21 protein-coding genes are annotated in these 26,295 nt (G+C 46.5%); 14 read left to right on the top strand and 7 right to left on the bottom strand.

What is annotated here, in order from left to right:
* Positions 1–2: 2 nt before the first annotated feature.
* Positions 3–1,241 carry an argininosuccinate synthase gene (locus L6I86_RS21390; RefSeq protein WP_236290375.1) on the top strand — a complete coding sequence of 413 codons (1,239 nt, stop codon included), beginning with the start codon at positions 3–5 and terminating at the stop codon, positions 1,239–1,241.
* A gap of 119 nt (positions 1,242–1,360) precedes the next feature.
* The gene (gene argH, locus L6I86_RS21385) at positions 1,361–2,776 is read left to right on the top strand and encodes an argininosuccinate lyase (protein WP_236290373.1); all 1,416 of its coding nucleotides are present in this window, start codon (positions 1,361–1,363) and stop codon (positions 2,774–2,776) included.
* Between the two features lie 98 nt (positions 2,777–2,874).
* On the opposite strand, the gene L6I86_RS21380 is transcribed toward argH, so the two are convergent.
* Positions 2,875–4,602 (bottom strand): methyl-accepting chemotaxis protein, encoded by a 1,728-nt coding sequence (locus L6I86_RS21380; protein ID WP_236290372.1) that lies wholly within the window; start codon positions 4,600–4,602, stop codon positions 2,875–2,877.
* 237 nt (positions 4,603–4,839) lie between these two features.
* On the opposite strand from L6I86_RS21380, the gene L6I86_RS21375 reads away from it, so the two are divergent.
* Genes L6I86_RS21375 through L6I86_RS21360 form a run of 4 tightly spaced genes read left to right on the top strand, consistent with a single transcriptional unit; the run spans position 4,840 to position 8,561 of the window.
* Positions 4,840–5,883, top strand: coding sequence for an HD-GYP domain-containing protein (locus tag L6I86_RS21375; protein WP_236290370.1), 1,044 nt, complete (start codon positions 4,840–4,842; stop codon positions 5,881–5,883).
* Between the two features lie 19 nt (positions 5,884–5,902).
* Entirely contained in the window at positions 5,903–6,448 is a 546-nt protein-coding gene (locus tag L6I86_RS21370; RefSeq protein WP_236290368.1) for a heme NO-binding domain-containing protein, read from the top strand.
* A complete protein-coding gene (locus L6I86_RS21365) occupies positions 6,449–8,206 on the top strand; it encodes an ATP-binding response regulator (protein WP_236290366.1) in 1,758 nt (585 codons plus the stop codon).
* Positions 8,199–8,561 carry a response regulator gene (locus L6I86_RS21360; RefSeq protein ID WP_236290364.1) on the top strand — a complete coding sequence of 121 codons (363 nt, stop codon included), beginning with the start codon at positions 8,199–8,201 and terminating at the stop codon, positions 8,559–8,561. The genes L6I86_RS21365 and L6I86_RS21360 overlap by 8 nt, the downstream gene beginning before the upstream one ends.
* A 100-nt stretch (positions 8,562–8,661) precedes the next feature.
* On the opposite strand, the gene L6I86_RS21355 is transcribed toward L6I86_RS21360, so the two are convergent.
* From L6I86_RS21355 to L6I86_RS21340, 4 genes are all read right to left on the bottom strand, one after another.
* Positions 8,662–9,294 carry a DUF975 family protein gene (locus tag L6I86_RS21355; protein WP_236290362.1) on the bottom strand — a complete coding sequence of 211 codons (633 nt, stop codon included), beginning with the start codon at positions 9,292–9,294 and terminating at the stop codon, positions 8,662–8,664.
* 232 nt (positions 9,295–9,526) lie between these two features.
* Complete coding sequence (locus L6I86_RS21350) at positions 9,527–10,417, bottom strand: DUF4097 family beta strand repeat-containing protein (protein ID WP_236290361.1); 891 nt, start codon at positions 10,415–10,417, stop codon at positions 9,527–9,529.
* Positions 10,418–10,420: 3 nt separating this feature from the next.
* Entirely contained in the window at positions 10,421–11,206 is a 786-nt protein-coding gene (locus L6I86_RS21345; RefSeq protein WP_236290359.1) for a DUF1700 domain-containing protein, read from the bottom strand.
* A gap of 113 nt (positions 11,207–11,319) precedes the next feature.
* Positions 11,320–12,753, bottom strand: a complete 1,434-nt coding sequence (locus L6I86_RS21340; RefSeq protein ID WP_236290357.1) for a VanW family protein — start codon at positions 12,751–12,753, stop codon at positions 11,320–11,322.
* Positions 12,754–12,970: 217 nt separating this feature from the next.
* Between L6I86_RS21340 and ftsE the strand changes: the two genes are divergently transcribed.
* The 5 genes from ftsE to L6I86_RS21315 all read left to right on the top strand — a co-directional run bounded on the left by ftsE (position 12,971) and on the right by L6I86_RS21315 (position 18,880).
* Entirely contained in the window at positions 12,971–13,657 is a 687-nt protein-coding gene (gene ftsE / locus L6I86_RS21335) for a cell division ATP-binding protein FtsE (protein WP_056611468.1), read from the top strand.
* Positions 13,647–14,564 (top strand): permease-like cell division protein FtsX, encoded by a 918-nt coding sequence (gene ftsX / locus L6I86_RS21330; RefSeq protein WP_236290355.1) that lies wholly within the window; start codon positions 13,647–13,649, stop codon positions 14,562–14,564. The genes ftsE and ftsX overlap by 11 nt, the downstream gene beginning before the upstream one ends.
* A gap of 164 nt (positions 14,565–14,728) precedes the next feature.
* On the top strand, positions 14,729–15,922 hold the full coding sequence (locus L6I86_RS21325) for a murein hydrolase activator EnvC family protein (protein ID WP_236290353.1): 1,194 nt from the start codon (positions 14,729–14,731) through the stop codon (positions 15,920–15,922).
* 91 nt (positions 15,923–16,013) lie between these two features.
* Positions 16,014–17,477 (top strand): S41 family peptidase, encoded by a 1,464-nt coding sequence (locus tag L6I86_RS21320; RefSeq protein ID WP_236290350.1) that lies wholly within the window; start codon positions 16,014–16,016, stop codon positions 17,475–17,477.
* Between the two features lie 119 nt (positions 17,478–17,596).
* Positions 17,597–18,880 carry a PDZ domain-containing protein gene (locus L6I86_RS21315; protein ID WP_236290348.1) on the top strand — a complete coding sequence of 428 codons (1,284 nt, stop codon included), beginning with the start codon at positions 17,597–17,599 and terminating at the stop codon, positions 18,878–18,880.
* Between the two features lie 133 nt (positions 18,881–19,013).
* Here L6I86_RS21315 and L6I86_RS21310 read toward each other — a convergent pair whose 3' ends face one another.
* Positions 19,014–19,835 carry an OmpA/MotB family protein gene (locus L6I86_RS21310; RefSeq protein ID WP_236290347.1) on the bottom strand — a complete coding sequence of 274 codons (822 nt, stop codon included), beginning with the start codon at positions 19,833–19,835 and terminating at the stop codon, positions 19,014–19,016.
* The gene (locus L6I86_RS21305) at positions 19,819–20,610 is read right to left on the bottom strand and encodes a flagellar motor protein (protein WP_236290345.1); all 792 of its coding nucleotides are present in this window, start codon (positions 20,608–20,610) and stop codon (positions 19,819–19,821) included. Before L6I86_RS21305 ends, L6I86_RS21310 begins: the two co-directional genes overlap by 17 nt.
* A 271-nt stretch (positions 20,611–20,881) precedes the next feature.
* Here L6I86_RS21305 and uvrB point away from each other — a divergent pair, with 271 nt between their 5' ends.
* The 3 genes from uvrB to L6I86_RS21290 all read left to right on the top strand — a co-directional run bounded on the left by uvrB (position 20,882) and on the right by L6I86_RS21290 (position 26,217).
* Positions 20,882–22,879, top strand: a complete 1,998-nt coding sequence (uvrB, locus tag L6I86_RS21300; protein ID WP_056611446.1) for an excinuclease ABC subunit UvrB — start codon at positions 20,882–20,884, stop codon at positions 22,877–22,879.
* 41 nt (positions 22,880–22,920) lie between these two features.
* A complete protein-coding gene (gene uvrA / locus L6I86_RS21295; protein ID WP_236290343.1) occupies positions 22,921–25,803 on the top strand; it encodes an excinuclease ABC subunit UvrA in 2,883 nt (960 codons plus the stop codon).
* A gap of 264 nt (positions 25,804–26,067) precedes the next feature.
* Positions 26,068–26,217, top strand: a complete 150-nt coding sequence (locus L6I86_RS21290; protein ID WP_236290341.1) for a hypothetical protein — start codon at positions 26,068–26,070, stop codon at positions 26,215–26,217.
* Positions 26,218–26,295 lie beyond the last annotated feature (78 nt).

Here is a 26,295-nt window from a genome sequence, read left to right as displayed (position 1 = left end):
ACATGGCTAAGGAAAAAATCGTACTCGCGTATTCAGGCGGGTTGGATACATCAGTTATCCTCAAATGGTTAAAAGAAACGTACGACGCAGAAATCATTGCATTCACAGCGGATATCGGGCAAAAGGATGAGCTGGACGGTTTGGAAGAAAAAGCACTTGCAACCGGCGCATCCAAAATCTACATCGACGACCTTCGCGCTGAGTTCGCGAAAGATTTCATCAACCCGATGTTCCAAGCGGCTGCTCTGTATGAAGGGCAATACCTGCTCGGCACGAGCATTGCGCGTCCTTTGATCGCGAAGCGTATGGTTGAGATCGCTCGCGCTGAAGGCGCAACAGCGATTGCTCACGGCGCTACTGGTAAAGGTAACGACCAAGTGCGTTTTGAACTTACAGCAGCGGCGCTAGCGCCTGAGCTATCTGTAATCGCGCCTTGGCGTTTGGAGCAGTTCCGCGAGGAGTTCCCGGGCCGCGCAGAGATGATCGCTTACGCCGAAAAGCACAACATTCCAGTAACGGCATCTGCAGCGAAACCATATTCGACAGACCGCAACTTGTTACATATCTCCTTCGAGAGCGGCATGTTGGAAGATCCTTGGTTCGATCCAGCTGCTGACTCCAACAAGGGCATGTACGTGCTTAGCGTTGCGCCAGAAGATGCACCAGATCAAGCAGAGTACATCGAGCTTGAGTTTGCTGCTGGTGATTGCGTAGCGATCAACGGAACGAAGCTTTCCCCACTTGAAGTGATGGAAACGTTGAATGAAATCGGTGGGAAACATGGTATTGGTCGTGTGGACATGGTTGAAAACCGTTTCGTCGGCATGAAGAGCCGCGGCGTGTACGAGACTCCGGGTGGTACGATCCTATTCACCGCTCACCGTAAAATGGAATCCCTAACAATGGACCGCGACGTTATGCACCTTCGTGATTCCTTGATCTCGAAATATGCATCCCTTGTATACAATGGCTTCTGGTTCGCACCTGAGCGTTTGGCGATTCAGGCGCTTGTGTCCGAGAGCCAAAAGAACGTATCCGGTACAGTTCGTTTGAAACTGTACAAAGGTAATGTCATTGGCGCTGGCGTGAAAAGCCCAGTATCCCTCTACAACCCGGATATCGCTACAATGGAAGCTGATCCAACGAAGGCTTACGATCAAGGCGATGCAACAGGCTTTATCCGCTTGAATGCACTGCGCTTGAAAGTGGGTTCCGGCGTGGAACAAAACGCGAAGAAGTAATTAACATTTCAAATAGCCTCAGCCGCGGGCTTTCCCTTTGTGGAAAGCCTTTGGGCTGTCCATAAGGTTGTCCCATAAGAGTTTGTGTAGGTATGTGAAAACGAGAGGGGTCATGCAAGGTGTCTAAGCTTTGGGGTGGACGTTTCACGAAACAAACCGACCAATTGGTCGAAGAATATACAGCATCCATTACGTTCGACAAAGAGCTTGCCGAGGAAGATATTGAAGGCAGCTTAGCGCACGTGACAATGCTGGGCAAATGCGGGATTCTTCCTGCGGAAGACGTAGAGAAAATCAAAGACGGCTTGCTGCAAGTACAAGCAATGATTCGCCGCGGGGAGCTAGAGTACACGATTCAGAACGAAGATATTCACATGAATATCGAGAAAACCTTGATCGACCTGATCGGTCCTGTCGGCGGCAAGCTGCACACGGGCCGCAGCCGTAACGATCAAGTGGCAACGGACATGCATCTTTACCTGCGCAAGCGCGTGGTTGAGTTCGTTGGCTTGCTGATCAAGCTGCAGGAAGCCCTGCTTGAGAAAGCGAAGGCTAATCTCGATACGATTATCCCGGGGTATACGCATCTGCAGCGTGCACAGCCGATCTTGTTCGCGCACCATCTGATGGCCTACGTCAGCATGTTCCAGCGTGACCTTGAGCGCTTGCAGGACAGCTACAAGCGCGTAGACATGCTGCCGCTCGGCGCAGGCGCGCTCGCGGGCACGACCTTCCCGATCGACCGCCATTTTGTGGCGGAGCAGCTCGGGTTCGGACGTGTGTACGAGAACTCCCTGGATGCGGTTAGTGACCGCGATTTCATCCTGGAGTTCCTCTCCAACGCGTCCATGATCATGATGCACCTTTCTCGCTTCAGCGAGGAAATGGTGCTATGGTCTTCGACCGAGTTCGCGTTCATCGAACTCGACGATGCATTCTGCACCGGCAGCTCGATCATGCCGCAGAAGAAGAACCCGGACGTAGCGGAGCTTGTCCGTGGTAAGACAGGCCGCGTCTACGGCAACTTGTTCGGTCTGATGACCGTACTTAAGTCGCTGCCGCTGGCGTACAACAAGGACATGCAGGAAGACAAAGAAGGCATGTTTGATACGGTTCGTACCCTGCAAGGCGCGCTGCAATTGTTTGCACCCATGGTATCCACGATGAAAGTGAACACGGAGCGCATGCGCCAAGCCGTGAACCAAGACTTCTCGAATGCAACGGACATTGCGGATTACCTGGTGAACAAAGGTCTTCCTTTCCGTCAAGCGCACGAAGTTATCGGCAAAACGGTGCTCTACTGCATCCAAAACAAAAAATACTTGCTCGATATGAGCATCGAGGAGTTCAAAACGTTCTCCGAGCTATTCGAGTCCGATATTTATGCTGTTCTTCAACCTGAGCAAGTCGTGAATGCGCGTAATGTGTTCGGTGGTACAGCGAGCAATCAAGTGAGCGAGGCCATTGGTCGCGCGGAGCAAGTGTTGGCCGAATCGCAGTCATGGTTGCATGACTTTTTAGAGAAAAGTAAATAAACTATTTTCGAATAGGCACGTAAAAAAAAGCTCTTCCCGTCATCACTAGGATGAAGGAGAAGAGCTTTTTTATTTTACGCTAATGGCAGGGAACCGCCCTATACCTTAAATTGTTGAATAACATTCTGCAGCTGGGCTGACATGTCATTTAAGTTTTTAACCGAGGCTGAGATGCCATCGATGCTGGATAGCTGTGTTTCGGTCAAAGCGGATATAGTTTGTGCTGTACCTGCCGATTGGTTGGCGGAATTCTCCATTTCGGATAAGGATGACATGATCTGTTGAGAGGTAGCTGACATGCGATCGGCTTCCGAGGAAGCTTGCTGTACTTGCCCTAGCACCTGCTTAACAGCGCTGTGAATTCGTTCAAAAGCGAACCCCGTTTCCTTCAGCGTCCCTACACTGGATGAGACTTCTTGGTCACCTTTATACATGGTTTCAACGGCTCCGAGGATATCATCTTGGATACCAACGATCAGCTCTGTGACCTGCTCTGAAGACGTCTTGGAGCGTTCGGCAAGCTTCTTAACTTCCCCAGCGACTACGGCAAACCCTTTGCCATGTTCCCCCGCACGTGCGGCTTCGATTGAAGCATTCAAGGCTAATAAGTTCGTTTGTGACGAGATGTCGGAAATGATCGAAACGATTTCACCAATCTGCTGGGAGCGATCACGCAGTAAGTCGATGATGCTAGACAGGTTGTCCATGGTTGAGCTAACGACCTGCATTTGCTCATTCGTTTGCTGGATATAGGCATTTCCCTTTTCGGCTTCCAGAACCGTATTTTCTGATAAATCGAAGGCAATAGAAGAGCTGGATGCGACTTGCTGAATGCTGTCGGACAATTCTTTCATAGCGGAGGAGCTTTCCATGACACTTAGTGCATGTGAGTTTGTACTAGCTGCAACACCATGCATCACAGAGGAAATGTGGTTCGCTGCTTGTGCCATTTGATCCAGAGAATGTGAGACTTGCTTAGATTCCTCATTTAAGGCACCGGAGCTTAAGCTTGCTTGCGAAACGAGCTGCTTGATATAGGCTTTCATCTGATTGAAAGATCCAGCCAACTTACCGATTTCATCACGATTCATCACATTCAAATCCGCTATCGATAAATTGCCTGTCGCAATCTGACTGGCTTGACGTTCTACTCGGACGAGAGGCTTAGAGATATGTCTTGCAAAGAGGATGAGTACCAATAGACCGACCAGTAAACAAATGACAAGAGTGATTACAATCGTATTCAACATGTCTGTTTGTCCGGCGTTATAATCTTGTAAATAGGAGCCGGCTGCGACAACCCATCCCCACAGTGGATCCTTCTCCGCGTAGGTAATTTTCAAGGCTTCCTTCGTGGAACCGCCAGGCAGTGGCCACATATAGGTTGTAAATCCACCGTTATTTTCTGCTTTTTGAATCATTTCTTGGATGAAAAGTTGACCATCATTCGATTTCTTATCCCAAATGTTTTGGCCTTCCAACGAAGGATGAGCAAGCTCGGTACCCTTGTTATCAAGGACGAAGAAATACCCGTTTTTGCCTAAATCAATCTTAGGATTGATCGGCCTTTTCCCATCGGTTTTGGGACCGAGCATCCATATTTTCACTTTTTCTTGCGCTTCTTCCTTAGTAATACTCCCCGATTTAACAGAATCATCGAAGGATTTAATCAGTTGGATGGACATTTGCACGGCATTCCGTAAGTCTTTCTCGATCAAGGAATTCGTGACATTGGAAGATACATAGTAGCTGATACTGCCGAGGATGAGAATGGGGATAAGTAGTAAAAGCAGTGATGTTGTCACAATCTTCATCTGAATGTTCATCTGAAAACTTTTTAACATATGGTTAATTTACCTACTTTCTGTATTATTTTGTATATATTCTTGATAGTCATTGTAATCCCTCTATTTCGACAAAATTTTTACAATTCGAGTAAACGACGACATCCATATCAGCTTTTTATTCTACATTTCGACATTACAAAGTCACACAGCATGATATATATGGTAAAATATGCATTAGAATTAGATCTACAAGCAAGGATGGAATGAGGTGCATAGATGGATAAAATTTGGATGCAAGGCGCTCGTTTTCTGATTATCGACGATCAGGCCTACAATATTAGCCTGTTAGAGCGAATACTGAGCCGTGCAGGTTTTTCCAATTTACACTGTACAACGGATCCCAGACAGCTAGAAGTCCTTTTTGAACAGATTAAACCTGATATTATTTTATTAGATCTACATATGCCTGACGTGGATGGATTTGCGGCTTTGAAGCTAATTCAGGAGCGGGTGGAGGAAGGTCATTATCTGCCGATCTTAGTGCTTACTGCAGATGTGACGCAGGAGGCTAAGAAGGAAGCCCTGCATTTGGGCGCTCATGATTTCCTTACGAAGCCTTTAGATAAAACAGAAGTTGTCTTACGGATCAAGAACTTATTGAAAACACGTTTCTATCATTTGCAGCTGCAAGACCAGAATCAGTTATTAGAGCTGCGCGTACAAGAACGGACCGTTAAACTAGAGCAAGCGAAGCTGGAAATCCTTCAATTGCTGGGAAGAACTTCGGAATTCCGTGATGATCAGACGGGGCAGCATACGCAGCGTGTGGGTCAAATGGCGAAGGAGATTGCTTCCTCACTAGGTTTATCGGATCACGAAGCATCGCTGATTGAGCGAGCTACACCGTTACATGATCTGGGGAAGCTAGGCATACCGGATGATATTTTATTGAAACCAGGAAGATTCAGTCCAGAAGAATTCGAACAGATGAAAACACATACGACGATTGGTGCAAGTATTCTTCAGGGGAGTCAATTCCCGGACTTGCAGTTGGCCCATACGATTGCCTTAACGCACCATGAGAAATGGGACGGTACAGGGTATCCGAACGGATTAAGGGGGGAAGCGATTCCGCTTGCAGGGCGCATTGTGGCACTTGCCGATTTTTATGATGCCCTAACGCACGAACGTCCCTATAAACGGGCATGGTCCACCGAGGAAGCTTTGACGGAGATTCAGAAGCAGCGTGGCCTTCATTTTGATCCTCAAGTGGTGGATGCCTTCATGCACATCGTACGTAAAGAGAGTTATTCTAATTAGCAAAGGGGAGTTTGTTACGATGAAAGGCATGGTTTTTACTTCTTTTCTCGAAATGGTGGAGAATAAATTTTCTTTAAGTATCGTGGATCAAATTATTGAAGGCTCGGATTTACCTTCGGGCGGCAGCTATACCTCCGTAGGTACTTATGATCATAGTGAAATGATTCAGCTTATCGTGCAGTTAAGCCAGCGGACAAGCATCCCCGTTACAGACTTGATTATCACTTTCGGTGAATATTTATTTACCCAGCTCATCGAGCTGCACCCGCAATTTCTTCAAGAAAATAGCACGGTATTCAGCTTTTTGCAAAAGGTTGACAGCTATATTCACGTTGAAGTCCGTAAGCTCTATCCAGGCGCGGAGCTGCCTGCATTCGAATATGACACTTCCGTAGAAGGGACGCTGATCATGATTTACCGATCCTCGCGACCGTTTGCGGATTTGGCTGAAGGACTGATTAACGGATGCATTCAGCACTATGGTGAGGCGATTAATGTGGTACGTGAGAACTTGGAGGAAGGAACCGCGGCACGGTTTATTTTGTCTAAAGCGGAAGTGGAATAAATGCAGGATATATCCGAAATTGATGTTCTTCGAAGGCAGCTAGAACGGGAGAAGAAGGCGCGGAAGGCAGCCGAACAGATCGCCGAGGAGAAGACTCGGGAAATTTATTTCGTGAATCAAGAGCTGATGCAGTTAAACGATCAACTGGAGGAATTGGTGAAGGAGCGTACGGCGGAGCTTTCCAAAGCACGTGACGAGGCCATTGAGGCCAATCAGATCAAAAGTCAGTTCCTCGCGAATATGAGCCATGAGCTGCGTACCCCGCTAAATGCGATCATTGGCTATAGTGAGATGCTCAAAGAAGATGCTGAAGACATGAATGAACCGGCATTTGCTGACGATTTGGGGAAAATTCACAACGCTGGCAAACATCTGTTGACACTCATCAATGATATTCTGGATCTCTCCAAGATCGAATCGGGTAAGATGGATATGTATCTGGAAGTCTGTGATATCCCGACTCTGATTCGCAATGTGCTGACGACTGTCAATCCGCTTATAGAGGCAGGCGGCAACCGTTTGGAGGTTGTTTTCCCTGAAGGAGAAATACGAACAGATGTCACGAAACTGATGCAGGTTCTCTTCAATTTGTTGAGCAATGCAGGCAAGTTTACGAAGGATGGCACAATCTCGCTGACGGCAGGTTACGAGATGGTTAATCGGCAATCGGGCATTAGCTTTAGTATTCAGGATACCGGGATCGGGATGACTGCGGAGCAGATGACGCATCTATTTCAAGCGTTTAAACAGGCCGATTCCTCGACAACCAGGAAATACGGAGGTACGGGGCTTGGACTTGCTATCTCTCAGAAGCTGTGCCAAATGATGGGTGGCCATATCACCGTTGATAGTGTGTACGGTCAAGGTACAACGTTTACCACTTGGTTGCCTTTAAAGGAGAGTCAGGTAGCTGGAAGTTCTGATGAAGTGATGGAGAGCAGTCCGTTCGACATTCAAAATAATCGCACGGTGTTAGTCATTGACGATGATCCAGCTGTGCTGCAATTGATGCAGCGGTTTCTTGGTAAAGAAGGCTGTACGGTTGCTTTGGCCCAAAATGGAGAAGAAGGCATTCGACTCGCTAGAGAGTTGCGTCCTACCTTGATATCTCTAGACGTACTTATGCCGGGAATGGATGGTTGGGCCGTGCTGACGACGCTCAAGAACGATCCGGAATTATCCGGTATCCCCGTTATCATGATGTCGATGACGGATGACAAGAATACGGGCTATGCGCTTGGCGCGGCAGAGTTTCTAACCAAGCCCGTTTATATCGATAAATTAATCTCTGTGTTGGATAAGCATATCCCTGAGCGTCAAACCAACGCTGTACTTGTCATCGAGGATGATGTGACAACAAGTCATATGATGACGCAAATGTTGGAAAGGGAAGGTTTCAAGGTCTCGAAGGCGAAGGATGGTCGCGCGGCTTTGAATATGATGTCTCAAGCGCTTCCGCAATTGATTTTGCTCGATTTAATGATGCCGGGGATGGATGGTTTTGAGTTTGTTACGGAGCTGCGCAAACGTGAGGAATGGCAATGGATTCCGATTGTCGTTGTTACGGCGAAGGATATTGCTTCCGAGGACCGGATGCGGCTGAACGGGTATGTGAAAAACATTATCCAAAAAGGAAGCTTTAAGCGCGAAACGCTGCTGCAGGAGATCCGCAGCCTTATGGCAAGTGCGAGGAATGAGCATAGCAACGGGGATCAAGCCTGTATTCGACGCAAAGAGGAAACGGACGACCATGTATAAAATTTTATTAGTGGAAGATAACGAAATGAACCGCGATATGCTGTCCCGCCGTTTAATTCGCAAAGGCTATGAAGTCATTATGGCGACAGACGGACAGCAAGGTGTAGAAGCAGCGCGGACCGAGGCACCAGCCCTTATTCTAATGGATATGAGTCTTCCTGTCATGGATGGCTGGCAAGCGACTCGACTGCTCAAAGCGTCGCCGGAGACGCAGGGAATTCCCATTATCGCGTTAACCGCTCATGCCATGGCATCGGATCGGGAGATGGCCTTTGAGGCCGGCTGCGATGATTTCGATACGAAGCCGGTTGATTGGAATCGGCTGTTGGAGAAGATTCAGACCTTTTTGAAATAGGGTGCCGACTGAGAAGTCCATTTATCTTAAAAAAAGCTCTTCCCATCATCCATCGGATGCTTAGGAGGAGCTTTACTGTTTAAGTTTATTGTATGACTTATTAGGTAAGTTTAACTAATCTGTCCGCGTTCAGGATATCGTAGAATACCGATCTTGCGGTATTATAATATGCGCCAACCCATAATCCTCCGATAAATAAAGTGAATGGAACTAATAGTACCCAGCCTATAAAACTAAGTGCTAAACAAAAGTATTTCCACTTGTACCCTTTCATCATCTCCGAACTAAGTCGAATGGCTTTCGACGAAGATACATCTGGATCGTCTAACTTAATGTATATCGCTTGTGAATATCGTAAGGAAGCAATGATACCCGGAATGATAAATAGAAGCGTCCAAGCCAATATTTTGAGACCCATTAAAAAAGTTAACTTGAAAAATGGCCAGAACTTTTTAATTCCGTATGCAAATGAGTCAGAGTACCCAATCTTCTGTTGTCTAGCTAAGTGGAGGAAGTAAGTTGATACAGTTGTAGATATGACAACGGAAAGAAGGAGGGATCCCAACGTGATTAAAATAGATAATACATAATGCTCGTTTGTTTCAACTTGATTGCTAGCAATTGATAAGGGTATCGTGATCAGGATTGTAATCAGATACAGTCCAACTGCTGCAAGCCAATTCCCCTTTAATGCTTTTCTTGCTTCTTCTCGAATTTCTCTACTATTTTTCATGTTGACCCTCTTCTCTCTTTGTATATACAGTTTTTTTAACTTTTGGATAAATATAGAGGAAAACTGTATATTTTTGTATATTCGTGGGCGTGTGACTTAATTCCTTCTTCTTCGACAAAATAATATACATGTAAGTAATTGCTTTGTTAACGCAAAGAGGCTGCCCCAAAAGGTCTAAATCGACCTAAGAGGAAGCCTCTGGAAAAAACATGCGTATCTGAAAGAGGGGAGATTATCTACCCTTAACCTCTACATAACCTGTATCCGTTCGTACCGTAACTTTTTTGCTGCCATTGCCGATCGAGCCCTTGGCTTGATTATGGCCGGAACGCTGTTGAACGTTCACACCTGGCACATCCAACGTAGCAGTGCCCGTATCTGTACTTAGATCAAAGGTTGCATCTGTGGGTGCGGAATCTAGTTGTATGCGGACTGATCCTGTGTCTGATTCAGCGGTAACTGTATCACCAAGCTCGCGAAGTTTCGCTGTGATGGAACCTGTATCGGTTTTGAGCTTCACATTACCTTGCCCGTCATTGAGATGGATACTGCCTGTGTCTGTTTGTAGATTCAATGCTTTTCCTTCATAGCGGTCAACCGTAATAGTTCCGGTATCTGTACTAGCAGTTAGCTTCTCAGCTTTCACTTCCTTGAAGTTAATGCTGCCTGTATCTGTGCTGGCGGTAATCGCCTTGTAAAGCTTGTCGGGCAAACGAACTTCTGTCTGTAAACGAAGGCGTTGGCCGCTGAACAAGCTTTTGAATTCGGTGAGATCAAATCCGAAATCAATGTGATTTTTTCTATTCGTACAGACGTCAACTCGCCACGTATTTGAACCTTCTGTTACGGCCTCGATTGTGCAGTTCTGGGCATTCTCGGATCGGGCGGCGCCGACTAAACGAACGCTGATTTCATCTGAATTGCTAGGAACGAACGTCATGCCTGAGATATCATTTTCAATAATTAATGTATCGATATTGGCTGCTGCTATTTTCTTCTCGATATCTAGGTTAGCGACGCCTGTATCAAAGTCCAGTGACTGGAAAGATACAGCTGCTCCAATCAGGCCTATTGCCAGGCAGATAAAGCCGGTCACTAAGAAGAATTTCACTTTAAGTTGCATGGCTTAAACCCCCTTAATCAATTTGGCGTTGAATTGGATGTACTTCCAGCTAAGCTTGAAAAACTGTTTGAGCAGCCAACTGCTTAGCGTCGTGATGATGATACCTAAGCCAAAGCAGGCAAGCAGCGTAAAGGAGATGAATTGGAAGTCACTCCCGGATGTTCCCGCTAAGCTGGTAAGCACGCCAATAACAGGGGCGATCAGAAGAGCGAATCCGGAGGCGAACAACCCAATCAACGCAGAGCAAACCCCAACCCATGGACCTACAACGAATACGAGATTAAAGAAACCGAGCATAATCGAAATAATGATCGCCTTAATCCCGCTTTCAGGCTTTGTTGTCGGATAGGGAGGCGGATAAGGTGTATTATACATAGGTTGGTAATTCGGCTGAGGTGGCTGGGTATAGGCAGGCGGCACCCAGGTCTCTGGGGCTTGTACGGGAATCTTCGGTCTGATGGCCGGATCGGGCTGCTTTACATACGGGATAGCTGCCTCTTCAAGCTCATCATTCGAATAAGGCAGTTCCTCAGCTTGTATCGCTTCAACATCAAACTCATCTATGGATCGCTTGGTAGCTTCCTCTTTAACTGGTGGTGTCTCTTTCTGTGCATCCCAGTTTGGTACCCGCGGATAGCCGAGAGACTGTGACACCTCATCTTCATGCTTGCCGTTTTCAACGGCTTTTTGAAATAATTCCTCATATACTTTTAATATATTTTGGCGCTCCTTCTCGGGAAGTCCGCGCAAGCGATAGTTTAATTCTTTGAAATAATCTACTTTGCTCATCGTTATGCCTCCTTCACTACTCTTTCCATAGTCTTATCATAAAAGAAAAAAGTCATAATGACGTAGTAACTACAGTCACATGACCTTCATGATTTCATCACATTTATTGGTTATCATTGTACAGCGAGCGTACTTACGCCATCTTCTACCATAGGTTGCTTTGGAGCGGGCTCTTCCGTTTGAAGACCTTTACGGTTGGCCGCGATAACTGTAGGCACAGGTGAATACTGATCTTTCGAGATTAACTCTTTGCTCACGATTGTGCCGTTTTCTCGTTTGGTTCGATAGGTCTCAACCTTGTAACCGACTTTTCCGGTGCTGATCGGACGTTCCAACCCTGGGCTCAAGCTTGGATTGTTCACATATTTGACTGGAGGCTGAATCGTTTCTACGATCTTGGACGCAATGTCATAGGTGATTGTTGGTGTTTGATGTCCAAAAAGTTTCACGGTCACCGCAGAATCCGTCGTTATGGTACGAATCCAGATGTAGCTATTGGTATTGTTACGAAATTTGAAATTAATATAGCCGCTTGCGAATGTGGCATCTTGCCCAAGAGGGACGTAACTGACCGGGAGAGAGTGATTACGTCGTTCTACGATTTCAAGACCGCTGCGTAAAACGGCATTATAGAGCGTTGTGGATACTTGGCATATGCCGCCGCCGATTCCTGGGACGAGACTCCCATTGAGAATAACAGGGGCTTCCTTATAACCGAATTTGGCTTCCGTCTGTGCAATAATTTTACTGTAATCAAAGGTTTCGCCCGGTGCCATCAAGTAATCTTGAATAGATGCAGCGGTTGCTCGTATATTGTGAACCCGTCCTTCGCCTGATTGGGGGAACGAGGTCGTGAATTCGGAAATTTTGCCATCGATACCTTGCTGCTTCAAGGATGCCATTGTGATAGAGGGGCTCTGCTCATAAATGGGTAACGAGAGCCCGAGTGGTGCGGTGTGCGTTAGCGTACCCAAGCTAGGGGCGATGATTTGTAACTGTTCCTGTAAGTGCGCAGTATCGATGCGCAGCACATTTCGCTCTGGTTCGTAATCAACCTGATCTTGCGATTTGAGGATGCGTTTGGCGGCAACAGGCTGTTTCGAATATAGCTCTTTCCAACTGTCCTTTACGGTGGCCGAAAGTTGAATGGGATCCAGCGAGACATTTAAAGGGATATTCGCATTACGCAAGGTCCAGCGGGCTTTGGCGCGTTCGAAAGGAGATCCGCTAGTTAATTGTTGGAGGGATTGAGTGAGAAGGCTCCTGTCATAACGAATGCCTAGTTGTCCAAGTGACAATTCTTTGGCTGGAACTTCTGGATAGGATGCGTGCAAAAAGACCGGGAAAGCGGCTAGTCGCTTCAGGCGCTGCTCGGATTCAGACTGAAATTCGGCATAGGACATGCCACCAACACGCCACCCAGCAATCGTGACATTCCCAGGGAAGGTAGATTGAGATCCATATATGTAGAGTGCGGTGCCGCACGTAACGAACAAACCAAGAGCGACCGAGAAATAGAGGATGGGGTTTCTGAATGAGCGTGTCATGAAGAGCCACTCCTTTACATACGAATGTGATACGGCCTGTCTCTTTATATGTATCAATCTCGATGCCAATTTAGTACATAATCCTGATTCGGCTAAAATATGTACAATAAATGGTATAATGACGGTATTCCCCATGAATTTCAAAGTGGTTTTAGAAGGATTTTCACCTTTTGTGTCGAATGGATATAGGCTATCTATATAATTAGGATGTGATATTGTGATCGAAATGCAGGACGTATGGAAAACATACGCCAACGGGACGCATGCATTAAGAGGTATTAATGTAAAAGTGGACCGCAATGAGTTTGTCTATGTGGTTGGACCTTCAGGCGCAGGTAAATCTACTTTCATGAAGTTGATGTATAGAGAAGAAAGACCAACGAAAGGTCAAATTTTCGTAAATGGTTTTAATTTAGAAAAACTAAAACAACGTAAAATTCCTTATGTACGTCGAAATATCGGCGTTATTTTCCAAGATTATCGCTTACTTCCGAAATTATCGATTTTTGAAAATATAGCTTTCGCCATGGAAGTTATTGAGGCACCTAAGAAGCAAATCAAGAAACGCACCATGGAAGTTCTTGAGCTCGTTAAGCTAAAGGACAAAGCAAACTCCCTCCCATCCCAGTTATCCGGGGGCGAACAGCAGCGTGTTGCTATTGCCCGGGCAATAATAAACAGCCCTTCCGTCATTATCGCCGATGAACCGACAGGAAATTTGGACCCCGAAACGTCATGGGGCATTATGAAATTGATGGAGGAAATTAATTTCCGCGGTACCACCATTGTCATGGCTACACATAACAAAGAAATCGTAAATACGATGCGTAAGCGCGTGATTGCGATTGAGAATGGCCTTATTGCTCGCGATCAAATCCGGGGGGAATATGGCTATGAAGATTAGTACAGCTTCTCGACATCTGCGAGAAGGTACGAAAAATGTCGTGCGAAATGGTTGGATGACGTTCGCGTCGATTAGCTCCATCGCGATTTCCCTATTTATTCTTGGTATTTTCGTACTTATCACCCTAAATGTGAATGATGTTGCTACGCAAATTGAGCAACAAGTTGAGATCAACGTGTACCTGGAGGTCAACACCGCTCAGGATCAAATCACAGCGCTTGAAACGCAAATCAAGGCGATCCCTGAAGTGAAAACGATTAAATTCGTTTCGAAGGAAGAGGGACTTGTCTACTTACGCGAAAAGTTAGGGGATAGCGGGAAAGCGCTCCTTGATGGCTTCGAGGGGGATAACAACCCGCTGAACGACGCATTCACGATCGAAGTGGATGATCCGCGGAATGTGGCGGTTGTGGCCGACCAGATCTCAGCGCTTAATGTTGGTAAGGATCCTAAGCCTATTTACAAAGTGAACTACGGTAAAGGAACCGTGGAAGCGTTGTTTAAAGTGACGAAGATTGCACGTTGGATTGGCATTGGTATCGTTGTTCTCCTTTCCTTTACAGCGGTATTCCTGATTGCGAATACGATCAAAGTTACGATTTTGGCAAGAAAACGTGAGATTTCAATTATGAAGCTTGTTGGTGCGACGAACTCTTTTATTCGTTGGCCGTTTTTCATTGAAGGTGCGTTGCTCGGACTCATTGGTTCGGCTGTCCCCACTGCCATTATTCTTGCTGGTTATTGGAAATTGCTGAATTTGAGCTCCTTGAATTTGAATTTATTGATGATTAAATTAACACCATTTGAAGATATTGCACCAACGATGACTGTTTTGTTGATCGGCTTAGGTATTGTTATCGGCGTATGGGGTTCCCTCATTTCCGTCCGTAAGTTCCTACGCGTATAAGGAAACCTTGAATGAAAACTGGGCAGAGCGTTCCTCTGCCTCCTTTTTCATCTTTTCTTTCGGTTTTCTCATTTTCAAAGATTCATAGATTCCTAGAGACAGAACGTAAGAGATTCAAACCATACATGCAGCATCAATCGCTTGAAAATGGGGAGGCTACGTGCTTGAAGAAGAAGATTCTACCTGTCGTTTTGACATTAGGTATGGCGATATCACTGACTATACCTCATGCAGCTAGTTATGCCGCTTCGGCAACGGACAAGATCGACCAGCAGTTGACGCAGCTTAAGAAGCAGAAGGCGGAAGCGCAGCAGAAGGCCAATAGCGCCCAGAGTCAAATCACGAAAGTTCAGTCTGAGAAAGAGCAGACAACGAAGGATATGAATGCCCTTGTCAGCCAGGTGAATGAGGCGAGCAAGAAGCTGACACAGCTCAATGAACAAATTGATCAAGTGTCGAACGCCTTGGAAGAGAGCGCTAAGCAGTTGGATGAAGCTGAGGCTCGTGTAGAGAGCCGTGATAATATGTTGAAATCCCGCGTTCGCTTAATGTATATGAACGGTTTCGTTTCCTATATGGATGTGGTGTTGAGTGCAACGAGCTTCTCTGATTTTTTGAATCGGGTCGAAGCCTTGAAATCTATCGTCAATCAAGATAAAGAAATATTAGAGTCGAATATGAAAGACAAAGAAACGGTTATGCTGAAGAAGGCAGATACCGAGAAGCAGCTTGAGAACGTGAAGGGGCTTTATGCGGAAGCAGATGCCTTGCGTGACGATCTGCAAGCGAAGGAAAAAGCGAAAGAAGTGAAGATAGCTTCCCTTTCCAAGCAGGAGAGAGAGCTCGAGGATATTTCAGAAGAAAGCGACAGAATGATCACGCAACTGGCGAAGCAAGAGGCGGATTTGCAAGCGAAGAAGCGGGCAGCACAGAATGCGAAATCACCGTTTACGTATTCGGGCGGTAAGCTTGGATATCCTTTGGCTGTACAGGCGCCAATGACCTCTGATTTCATAGCGCGGATTAATCCCGTTACAGGGCGAGCAGAGAACCATAAAGGGATTGACTTAGGTACGGCGAAAGGTACGCCAATTCTTGCTGCGGAGAATGGATCTGTTATTTATGCTTCTTGGATGAACGGTTACGGGAATTGTGTCATCGTGGATCACGGGAATGGGCTGTGGACGTTATATGGTCATATTATGAACGATGGGATTTATGTGAAAGTAGGCGATGTCGTGAAGCGCGGCCAGAAAATTGCTGGCGTGGGCTCCACAGGACAGTCGACGGGTAATCACTTGCATTTTGAAGTTAGGAAAAATGAAGTCCCTACCGATCCTAAACCATACCTACGATAGGACAAACTGGTTATAAAAGGGGTATGGCTTGTCATATACTACAAACAGGCCAACTCAAATTCGGTTTTAGGAAAAAGGCGGTGAATCGGTTTTGCAATTCAAAGGTCGCACGGTCATTGTATTTGTTCTGTTAGCTATGTTTGCAAGCAGTATTGTCACATTAACGATTGTAGATCCCTCCTTTACTTGGGGGCAGAAGGAGCAATCAACAGGAGGTTCAGCTACCTCAGTATCTGCTTCGTCTGGTCTTTCGAGCAAGGATTTAAGCAAGATCGCAACAACGTTTCAGCTAATTGAAAGCAAATATTTGAAACAGCCTGATCATGATCAATTAGTTAACGGAGCTATCAATGGGATGTTGGAATCATTAGAGGATCCTTTTTCCGTTTATATGGATCAGAAGGAAGCCAAACAATTTGATGAGAGCATTACGTCCTCTTTCCAAGGCATCGGGGCTGAGGTATCGCTTGAGGATGGTAAATTCGTCATTGTATCACCGATTAAAGGTTCACCTGCCGAGAAAGCAGGCATTCAATCCAAAGACGTTGTCCTTTCTGTGAATGGCGACAAATTGGACGGGCTTACATTGAATCAAGCGGTTATGAAAATCCGCGGACCGAAGGGCACGCAAGCTAAGCTGGATTTACTCCGTCAAGGAACTGGGGATCCGGTTCAAGTCATCGTGGTTCGAGACAATATTGACGTTGAAACGGTCTACGGTGAAATGATGCAGGATCAGATTGGCAAAATTGAGATTCGTCAGTTCTCCTCGAACACGGCCGTTCGTTTTGCTGAAGAGTTGAAAAACTTAGAAGCCAAAGGGATGAAGGGACTCGTCATCGATGTTCGTAATGATCCAGGCGGTCTTCTGAATGTCGTTGTCGATATCGTGAATCCATTCGTGAAGAGTGGGGCTTCCATTCTCCAAGTGGAGAATCGGGACGGCAAACGTGAGCCAACACCTTCTACAGGTAAAGGTAAGAATTATCCAGTAACCGTGTTGATTAATAAAGGAAGTGCCAGCGCATCGGAAATCCTTGCAGGCGCATTCCAAGAAGCAGTAGGCAGTAAGATTGTTGGTGAAACGTCCTACGGTAAAGGAACGGTTCAAGTCACGTTCGAGAAGGAAATGGGCGATGGCAGCAACATTAAGATGACTGTCTACAAATGGTTAACGCCAAATGGCAACTGGATTCACAAAAAAGGTATTACACCGGATATCCTGATCGAGCAACCAGCCTATTTCAAAGCAGCACCGCTTACGAAGAAAGATGTGTTGAAACTAGACAACAACAGCGATGATGTGAAGAATTTGCAGCTGATGCTGGCTGGTATTGGTTTCAATCCGGAGCGAACAGATGGCTATTTCAACGACAAAACGGCTCTCGCGGTTAAAGCGTTCCAACGGACCAATGATTTGCCGGTGACCGGCGAAGTTGATACGGATACAGCGGCCAAAATCGAAAAAGCGATTTTAGCGCAAATTCGTGACCCGAAGAATGACTCGCAATTGAAAGCAGCTGTCTTTCAAATTCAGAAACAACTTGGAAAATAATAACCGTTAGTTAATGGAAATTGTGCGGAGCGGCAGGAAATAAGCTTTCACAGTCGAAATAGAGTAGGAAGGTTGCTTAGGCAGCCTTCCTATTTCTTTTTCAAGGAGCCTAGATTCGTATGGATGTGTGGTTTCAATTATTGGACAGAATGCTGCTGGCTGTGGGGCAGTTGTTTACGAATCCTTTCTACTATATAGGCATTGTTTTTATCGTGTTACATTACAGGAAGCAAATCCAATTAGAACGCAAGCTGTTTCACACGCGGCTTCATTCGTTGTTGAATGAAACGTGGCGTGTGGTGCTGTGGGGCTGGTTAGGCGGGCTAGGAGCCTCCGTTCTACTCCTTTTCGTCGGAGTAAACATACAACTGAATGTCGTGATCGTGCTCTGGATTATCACCGTCGTACTGATGATATTCCGCATCCGATTCCTATGCTTAGCTTATGCAGTAGGGATTCTAGGAATTGCCCAAGTGATCTTCTCTTGGTTTCCTAATGCAGACAGTCTACGTGAGTCTTACACGTTTCTCGAGACCATTGCAAGTGCAGATATCCCATCGCTGCTGGTCATCGTAGGCGTGCTTCATCTCTTGGAGGGAGTGCTCGTTGGTTTCCAAGGTGCGCGAATGGCGACTCCTCTGTTCCTGGAAGGGAAGCGCGGGCAAATGATTGGCGCGCAGCAGCTGCAAGGCTTCTGGCCAGTCCCTCTGTTTCTCCTAGTGCCGATGGCTGGAGGTAGTGAACTGGGCTTGCCGTGGCAAACGTTGTTTGCCTCTAATTTAAGCGCTGGTTGGACGATGCTGGCATTCCCAGCGATGATTGGCTTCACGGAGCTGACGATTTCGAAGCTCCCGAAGAGACAGGCACGCTTTAGCGCTAAGCTGCTCTATCTGTACGGGCTCGTTCTGCTAGGCACAGCCGTTGCTGCCCACTACTGGACGCCACTGGTGCTGCTTGTCGCGATCCTTAGCATAGCCCTTCATGAAGGACTGCTGCTCTACAACCAATGGGTAGAAGCGAAGCAGACGCCTTTCTACATCCACTCAGAGCGCGGGCTTATGGTGCTATCCGTTGTTCCGAACAGTCCAGCTCAGCAGTTAGGAATCAGCGTCGGGGAGATCATCCACAAAGTCAATGGATACAAAATTAAGACAAAGACGGATCTGCATGCAGCCATGGGGCTCAACTCCGCTTTCTGCCGACTGGAAGTCTTGAATGATCAAGGAGAGGTTCGCTTCCTGAAGCGGGGGATTTTTGCCGGTGATCATCATCAACTCGGCATTCTACTGGCACCGGATCAGGATGTGCTGTATTTCTTGGAGCAGCGTCCGATGCACTTGTTTAGTTATCTGCGAAGCAAATTAACGGGCTTATTGCCGAATGACACAACGAAGTCATTATGAGAAGAGTCGTCCTCAGTGTAGTGAAAACTACGGGTGAGGATGGCTCTTTTTTTGTATGAATAGTCGGCGTGTAACACAACAATGCCCTACCTCCACAAGCGTGGAAATAGGGCTTCTATTCGTCCAGACGAACTTATTGAACTGGCGTCGTTGGTGCAATATCGTTCCGTAAGACTATGATCTCCACGCGGCGATTCTTGCTGCGATTGGCATCGCTTGAATTGGCCACTTGGGGCATTGTATCCGCATAAGCGGTGGCAATGAATTTGTGATCATCCAGATTAGCCGTATCGCTGAAATAGCGAAGTACAGAGAGGGAACGGGCAAACGATAATCCCCAGTTATCCTTATAGGGAGAGCCTGGTGCAAGGGGCAAATCGTCTGTATGTCCTTCGATACTAACCTTACTCTTCAAGGTTGGGAAGAGCGAAGCCAGCTTTTGCAGAATCGGGAAGGATGGCGCCTTGAGATCAGCTTTTCCCAAATCGAATAAGAACAAGTCATTGAGCGTGATCGCCACACCGCGTTCCGTATCACTGGCGGACACCTGCGCTTCTAAATTTTGATCCTTAATATAGGCTTGTACTTGTTTCAGAAGATCTTGAAGCTCTTTCTCACGCTTTTCTTTCTCGCTGTCTTCCGTCTTCGTCTTGTCATGCTCTTCTTTCTGATCATCTTGATTCTGATGCGTTAAATCCTTATCTTTGCTGTCCGCGTCCCCTTGCTTAGGGGTCATCGAGCCGCTGATACCATGGTTTTTATCTAAGACAGAGTCAGCTTTTTGGAATTGTAGGTTTAAGGCTTGCGCCAAAACGGCATACTTTTGAACATCCACTTTACTCATCGCATACATAATAATGAAAAATACGAGCAACAGCGTAATTAAGTCAGCGTAAGTAATGAGCCATCTTTCATGATTAACATGCTCTTCTTGCTTCTTACCGCGCCTCGCCATTAACGTCATCCTCCTCTACGGCTTTTTTCGATTTATCATGGAGGAAGGAGTTCAGTTTTTTCTTAATTAATTGCGGGTTTTCACCAGCTTGCAAGGCAAGGATGCCTTCTAACATGAGTTCCATTTCATTGACCATTTCTTTACCACGGACTTTGATTTTGTTAGCGATGGGTAAATAAACTAAGTTGGCGCTCATAACACCATAGAGTGTAGCTGTGAAGGCAACGGCAATCGCTGGGCCAAGGGAAGAAGGATCTTCTAGATTTCCGAGAACGTGAATAAGTCCCATAACCGTACCGATAATCCCCATTGTTGGTGCATATCCGCCTCCAGCTTCGAATACCTTCGACATATTATTAACTTGATGTTCGATGGCGTCCATTTCTAGCTCAAGAATTTGTCGGGTAAGCTCGGGATCGGTTCCGTCTACGACCATGAGCAATCCGTCCTTCAAGAACGGGTTCTCGTGCTCCTGGGCGCGCTGCTCTAGGGCAAGTACGCCTTCTCTACGAGCGACAGAGGCCATATCGACAATTTCATTAATAGTTGTTGCAGGATCTCGTTTGACTTGCATAAAGGCAATGCCGAGTGCTTTAGGGATTTTGGCTAAAATAGAGCCAGGGAAACTAACGGCGACTGCACCGAAGGTTCCGCCGAAGACGATGAGCATCGCACTGGGGATGATCAATGAATTGACATGACCGCCATCCCACATATACCCGCCAATTAAACCTGCAAGTCCTAATAGTAATCCTAATACTGTTGTCAAATCCATGACTGTACCACTCCTAATTATCATAAAAAGAATAGGGTCCAAAAACTCAGGAAAACCGCCTTGTATAAGGCTAAAACACATAAAGCTGTTTGCATCCATGATTCAAAAATAGTATAATGAAAAAACGAGAACAAACATTCTTATGTTGGATAGATATTGCAATCCTTCATATATGTAAGAAAAAGTTCCATAGACTTCTATATCGGAATGTCGAATGGGAAAGTTTATAGGATAAAAGTTCGATTTATTTCGACAATGAGGGTGATAATGGATGAGTGAACTTGTCATGAGCTCTAAGAAGTTTGAGCTTGTATCCGATTTTCTTCCGCAGGGGGACCAGCCTCAAGCGATTGAGGAGATCGTCCAAAGCATACAAGCCGGCAATAAGCATCAGACGCTGCTCGGTGCAACCGGAACAGGTAAAACGTTCACAGCTGCACAAGTAATAGCGAAACTAAACAGACCAACCTTGATTATTGCCCACAATAAAACCTTAGCCGCACAACTGTGCAGTGAATTCAAAGAGTTTTTCCCTCATAATGCTGTTTCCTACTTCGTTAGTTACTATGACTACTACCAGCCCGAAGCCTACATTGCCTCCTCCGACACTTACATCGAGAAAGATTCCAGCATCAATGAAGAAATCGATAAACTTCGTCACTCGGCGACAAGTTCCTTGTTCGAACGCCGTGACGTCATTGTTGTTGCCAGCGTGTCGTGTATTTACGGCTTGGGTTCACCAATAGAGTACGGTAACTTACTGTTATCGTTACGAGTAGGGATGGAGAAGTCGCGGACTGAAATCCTGCATCGTCTAGTGGATATCCAGTATCAACGCAATGATATGAACTTTGTTCGCGGCACGTTCCGTGTGCGTGGAGATGTAGTGGAGATTTTCCCAGCTTCACACAGTGAGCACGCAGTTCGTGTTGAGCTGTTTGGGGATGAGATTGAGCGGATTACGGAGATCAATGTCCTAACGGGTGAAATTATTGGCCAGCGTGATCATATTGCGATTTTCCCGGCATCTCACTTCGTGACAGGCGAGGATACGATGAAGCGCGCGCTCGTGAACATTGGTCAAGAGCTCGAGGAGCGTTTGGCTGAGTTGAGGGAGCAAGGTAAGCTTCTAGAAGCGCAGCGACTGGAGCAGCGTACACGCTACGACATGGAAATGATGGAAGAGATGGGCTTCTGCTCAGGTATCGAGAATTACTCCGGTCCACTGACATTCCGTGAGCGAGGGGCAACTCCGTATACGTTGATGGATTATTTCCCAGACGACATGCTATTCATGGTGGATGAGTCCCACGTAACGTTACCGCAAATTCGCGCGATGTTTAATGGGGATAAAGCACGGAAAGATGTATTAGTCGATCACGGCTTCAGGCTGCCTTCCGCATTGGATAACCGTCCGCTGCGTTTCGAGGAATTCGAAGAGAAAGTCAGTCAGATTTTATATATATCAGCAACGCCAGGACCTTATGAGCTAGAACATTGCCCTACGATGATTCAACAAATTATTCGGCCCACAGGGTTATTGGATCCAATTATTGAGGTTCGACCAACCAAGGGTCAAATTGATGATCTGATCGCCGAGATCCAAGACCGTGTTCGTAAAGATGAGCGCGTACTTGTAACCACCTTAACGAAGAAGATGTCGGAGGATTTAACGGATTACTTTAAAGAAATTGGAATTAAAGTGCGTTATTTGCACTCGGATATTAAGACGTTTGAACGTATGCAGATTTTGCGGGACTTGCGCTTGGGGACTTTCCATGTGCTAATCGGGATCAACCTCCTTAGAGAGGGTCTCGATTTGCCAGAGGTTTCACTGGTCGCTATTCTAGATGCGGATAAGGAAGGCTTCCTGCGTTCGGAGCGTTCGTTGATTCAAACGATCGGTCGTGCAGCGCGGAACTCAGATGGCCGAGTCATCATGTACGGGGATAAGATCACTGATTCCATGGAGAAAGCGATCTCGGAGACCAATCGACGCCGCGCCCTACAGGAAGCAAACAATGAGCGATTGGGAATCACACCACAGACGATTGCCAAGAAAATCCGCGATGTGATCGAAGCAACCAAGGTTGCCGAACAGAAATCCGACTATCTGGCTGATGTGAAGGGTGCTAAGATGTCGAAGAAAGATCGAGCATCCCTCATTGAGCGCTTAGAAGTTGAGATGAAAGAGGCGGCGAAGAACCTACAGTTCGAACGTGCAGCACAGCTGCGTGACGCGATTATGGAAATGAAAGCTGACGCCTAAGTAAGTGGGTTTCAGTTTCACATAGGAGAGGAAGGGTATCTGTGTCTAGAGATCAGATCGTTATTAAAGGAGCTAGAGCTCACAATCTTAAAAATATTGATGTCACCATTCCGCGTGATAAGTTCGTCGTACTCACGGGCTTAAGTGGATCGGGGAAATCATCGCTGGCCTTTGATACGATTTATGCAGAAGGGCAGCGACGTTATGTAGAGTCATTGTCTGCCTATGCGCGTCAATTTCTTGGGAATATGGATAAACCAGATGTCGATTCCATTGAAGGGTTGTCACCAGCCATATCCATTGACCAAAAGACCACAAGCCGTAATCCACGTTCAACGGTTGGAACCGTAACGGAGATATACGACTATTTGAGGCTGTTGTTTGCTCGTATTGGACGGCCGCACTGTCCTACCCATGGTATCGAGATTACTTCGCAAACCGTGGAACAAATGGTAGACCGGATTATGGAGTACCCGGAACGTACGAAGATTCAAATTCTAGCACCGCTTATTTCTGGGCGCAAAGGTGAGCACACGAAGCTATTCGTGGATATTCAGAAGCAAGGATTTGTGCGGGTTCGTGTAAACGGGGAAACGGTAGACCTTTCCGAGAAAATTGAGCTCGACAAAAATAAAAAACACACCATTGATGTGGTCGTTGACCGTATCGTGGTCAAAGATGATGTACAGACACGTTTGGCAGATTCCTTGGAAACTGCGCTTAAGTTGGCGAATGGTCGTGTCATCGTCGATGTTATGGAGAAAGAAGCGCTGCTATTCAGCCAGAACTTGGCATGTCCAGAGTGTGGATTCAGTGTCGAAGAGCTTGCGCCGAGAATGTTTTCCTTTAATAGTCCATTCGGTGCTTGTCCAGATTGTGATGGCTTAGGCAGTCAGATGATCGTCGATCCGGATCTGCTTGTTCCTGATATGAAGCTGACGATTGAAGAGGGGGCATTTGAAGCGTGGGCAGGCAGTACTTCCAACTACTATCCGCAGTTTCTTGCCGCTGTTTGTGAACACTACAAGATCCCACGCAATGTACCTGTATCTGAGATAAGCAGCGATCAAATGAAAGTGATCTTGTATGGGACGGGTGGCGAGAAAATCCGTTTCCGTTATGAGAATGATATGGGTGCGTCCAAAGAAGCGCTGGTTCCATTCGAAGGCATCATTCGCAACTTGGAACGCAGGTTCAAAGATACCTTCTCTGAGGGTATTCGCGAGCATATTCAGACCTACATGAGTACGAAGCCTTGTCCGAAATGTAAAGGTCACCGCTTGAAGCCTGAAACGCTTGCCGTAACGATTAACGGTAAGAACATCTCGCACGCAACTTCCCTTTCCATCGGAGAAGCGGAAGAATGGTTTAAGGGTCTACAGCTGAACGAGCGCGAGCTAACGATTTCGAATTTGATCTTGAAAGAAATTAGAGCTCGTCTAGGCTTTCTCGTGAACGTTGGTCTTGATTATTTAACGATGCATCGCGCAGCAGGCACATTATCAGGTGGAGAGGCGCAACGGATTCGCTTGGCTACGCAAATCGGTTCAAGCCTGATGGGAGTCCTCTACATCCTCGATGAGCCGAGTATCGGTCTACATCAACGGGATAACACGCGATTGATTCAAACTCTTGAGCATATGCGTGATCTGGGCAACACGTTGATCGTTGTCGAGCATGATGAAGACACGATGATGGCGGCCGATTATATCATAGATATTGGTCCAGGCGCTGGTATTCATGGTGGACAGGTTATTGCCCAAGGTACACCAACAGAGCTGATGCAGGATGAGAATTCCTTAACAGGTCAGTATTTGAGCGGCAAACGGTTCATTCCGATTCCTGCGGTTCGTCGAAAGCCGAATGGCAAATGGATCGAAGTGAAAGGCGCCAAAGAAAATAACTTGCGAAACGTGTCGGCTAAGGTGCCTTTAGGGGTATTCACTTGCGTGACCGGAGTATCCGGGTCAGGCAAGAGTACTTTGATTAACGAAATTTTGTTTAAGACGTTATCCCGTGATTTGAATGGTGCGAAAGTTCGACCTGGCGAACATAAAGAAATTGTCGGATTAGAGCATATAGATAAAGTTATCGATATTGACCAGTCGCCAATTGGACGCACACCGCGCTCCAATCCTGCAACATACACAGGTGTATTCGATGATATCCGTGATGTATATGCGAATACGAACGAAGCGAAGGTTCGTGGTTATAAGAAAGGACGCTTTAGCTTTAACGTGAAGGGCGGCCGTTGTGAAGCTTGTCGTGGGGATGGCATCATCAAGATCGAGATGCATTTCTTGCCGGACGTTTACGTGCCTTGCGAAATTTGTAAAGGCAAGCGCTACAACCGCGAGACGATGGAAGTGAAGTACAAGGGCAAGAGCATTTCTGAAGTGTTAGAGATGACAATTGAGGACGGCTGCGAGTTCTTTAAGAACTTGCCGCGCATTCATCGTAAGCTGAATACACTTCTGGATGTCGGCCTGGGCTATATGACCCTCGGCCAGCCAGCAACCACGCTGTCAGGCGGCGAAGCCCAGCGTGTGAAGCTCGCGGCGGAGCTGTACCGCCGTAGTACAGGCAAGACGATCTATATTCTGGATGAGCCCACGACGGGGCTTCACATCCATGATATCGATCGTCTCCTGAAGGTCCTTCACCGCCTCGTGGAGAGCGGTGAAACGGTACTGGTCATCGAGCATAACCTCGATGTCATCAAAACGGCGGACCATCTCATCGATCTAGGACCCGAAGGTGGTAACCGAGGGGGCTTGATCGTGGCGGCGGGTACGCCAGAGGATGTCGTGAAGGTGGCCGGGTCGTATACTGGCCAATATTTGAAGCCGATCCTGGAACGGGATCGCGTGCGTTCAGAGGACTATGCGAAGCGGATGGCGGTCCTAGAAGGATCCGTCAGCTAGAAAGCGAACTATTAAGCTTGAAATTGGGTGTTTCATTTGCCAATTTCAAGCTTTTCCTTTTTGCAAGTGACGTAAATACCTAAAATTTTGCTAAGACTTAATTGAATGATACAGGCTTCGACAATTTAACCCTCTATCAATCCTGATAGAAGTAGGCCTATAATAATAGTAAGTAACAGTGAACATCTCCCTCTACCTTAACCATTGACTTGATGATTGAGAGATATAGCAGTTCTAATCTAATTCATGTAATGGAGGCAAATAATGAAACCGACGTTAGAGCTTCAGGAAATTGTATCTGCATTGGGGATTGATCCATTCCGATTTCTAGCATGGCAAGAGAAAGAGCTATCTTACGCCGGATTGACCGAAGTTCCGGAAGATGAAGATCACCGAGATGCGCTAGCCGTGTAAGCATACTCTTAAGTTCTAATCGAACAAAGCCCGCACGGTTTCCCCGTATGGGCTTTTTGTTGTCCATACGGAGAGTAA

This window comes from Paenibacillus allorhizoplanae (assembly GCF_927798215.1).
In the GTDB taxonomy this organism is placed as follows: Bacteria; Bacillota; Bacilli; order Paenibacillales; family NBRC-103111; genus Paenibacillus_E; species Paenibacillus_E allorhizoplanae.
This window is presented reverse-complemented; position numbering and strand designations above follow the sequence as displayed.

Excerpts from the sequence above, each read along its gene's own strand:
- L6I86_RS21290 (WP_236290341.1), top strand. The coding sequence starts at position 26,068 with ATGAAACCGACGTTAGAGCTTCAGGAAATTGTATCTGCATTGGGGATT.
- L6I86_RS21345 (WP_236290359.1), bottom strand. The coding sequence starts at position 11,206 with ATGAGCAAAGTAGATTATTTCAAAGAATTAAACTATCGCTTGCGCGGA.
- L6I86_RS21360 (WP_236290364.1), top strand. The coding sequence starts at position 8,199 with ATGTATAAAATTTTATTAGTGGAAGATAACGAAATGAACCGCGATATG.
- ftsX (WP_236290355.1), top strand. The coding sequence starts at position 13,647 with ATGAAGATTAGTACAGCTTCTCGACATCTGCGAGAAGGTACGAAAAAT.
- L6I86_RS21315 (WP_236290348.1), top strand. The coding sequence starts at position 17,597 with ATGGATGTGTGGTTTCAATTATTGGACAGAATGCTGCTGGCTGTGGGG.
- L6I86_RS21370 (WP_236290368.1), top strand. The coding sequence starts at position 5,903 with ATGAAAGGCATGGTTTTTACTTCTTTTCTCGAAATGGTGGAGAATAAA.
- L6I86_RS21380 (WP_236290372.1), bottom strand. The coding sequence starts at position 4,602 with ATGAACATTCAGATGAAGATTGTGACAACATCACTGCTTTTACTACTT.
- L6I86_RS21310 (WP_236290347.1), bottom strand. The coding sequence starts at position 19,835 with ATGGCGAGGCGCGGTAAGAAGCAAGAAGAGCATGTTAATCATGAAAGA.
- L6I86_RS21340 (WP_236290357.1), bottom strand. The coding sequence starts at position 12,753 with ATGACACGCTCATTCAGAAACCCCATCCTCTATTTCTCGGTCGCTCTT.
- L6I86_RS21355 (WP_236290362.1), bottom strand. The coding sequence starts at position 9,294 with ATGAAAAATAGTAGAGAAATTCGAGAAGAAGCAAGAAAAGCATTAAAG.
- L6I86_RS21375 (WP_236290370.1), top strand. The coding sequence starts at position 4,840 with ATGGATAAAATTTGGATGCAAGGCGCTCGTTTTCTGATTATCGACGAT.
- uvrB (WP_056611446.1), top strand. The coding sequence starts at position 20,882 with ATGAGTGAACTTGTCATGAGCTCTAAGAAGTTTGAGCTTGTATCCGAT.
- L6I86_RS21350 (WP_236290361.1), bottom strand. The coding sequence starts at position 10,417 with ATGCAACTTAAAGTGAAATTCTTCTTAGTGACCGGCTTTATCTGCCTG.
- L6I86_RS21365 (WP_236290366.1), top strand. The coding sequence starts at position 6,449 with ATGCAGGATATATCCGAAATTGATGTTCTTCGAAGGCAGCTAGAACGG.
- L6I86_RS21305 (WP_236290345.1), bottom strand. The coding sequence starts at position 20,610 with ATGGATTTGACAACAGTATTAGGATTACTATTAGGACTTGCAGGTTTA.
- L6I86_RS21390 (WP_236290375.1), top strand. The coding sequence starts at position 3 with ATGGCTAAGGAAAAAATCGTACTCGCGTATTCAGGCGGGTTGGATACA.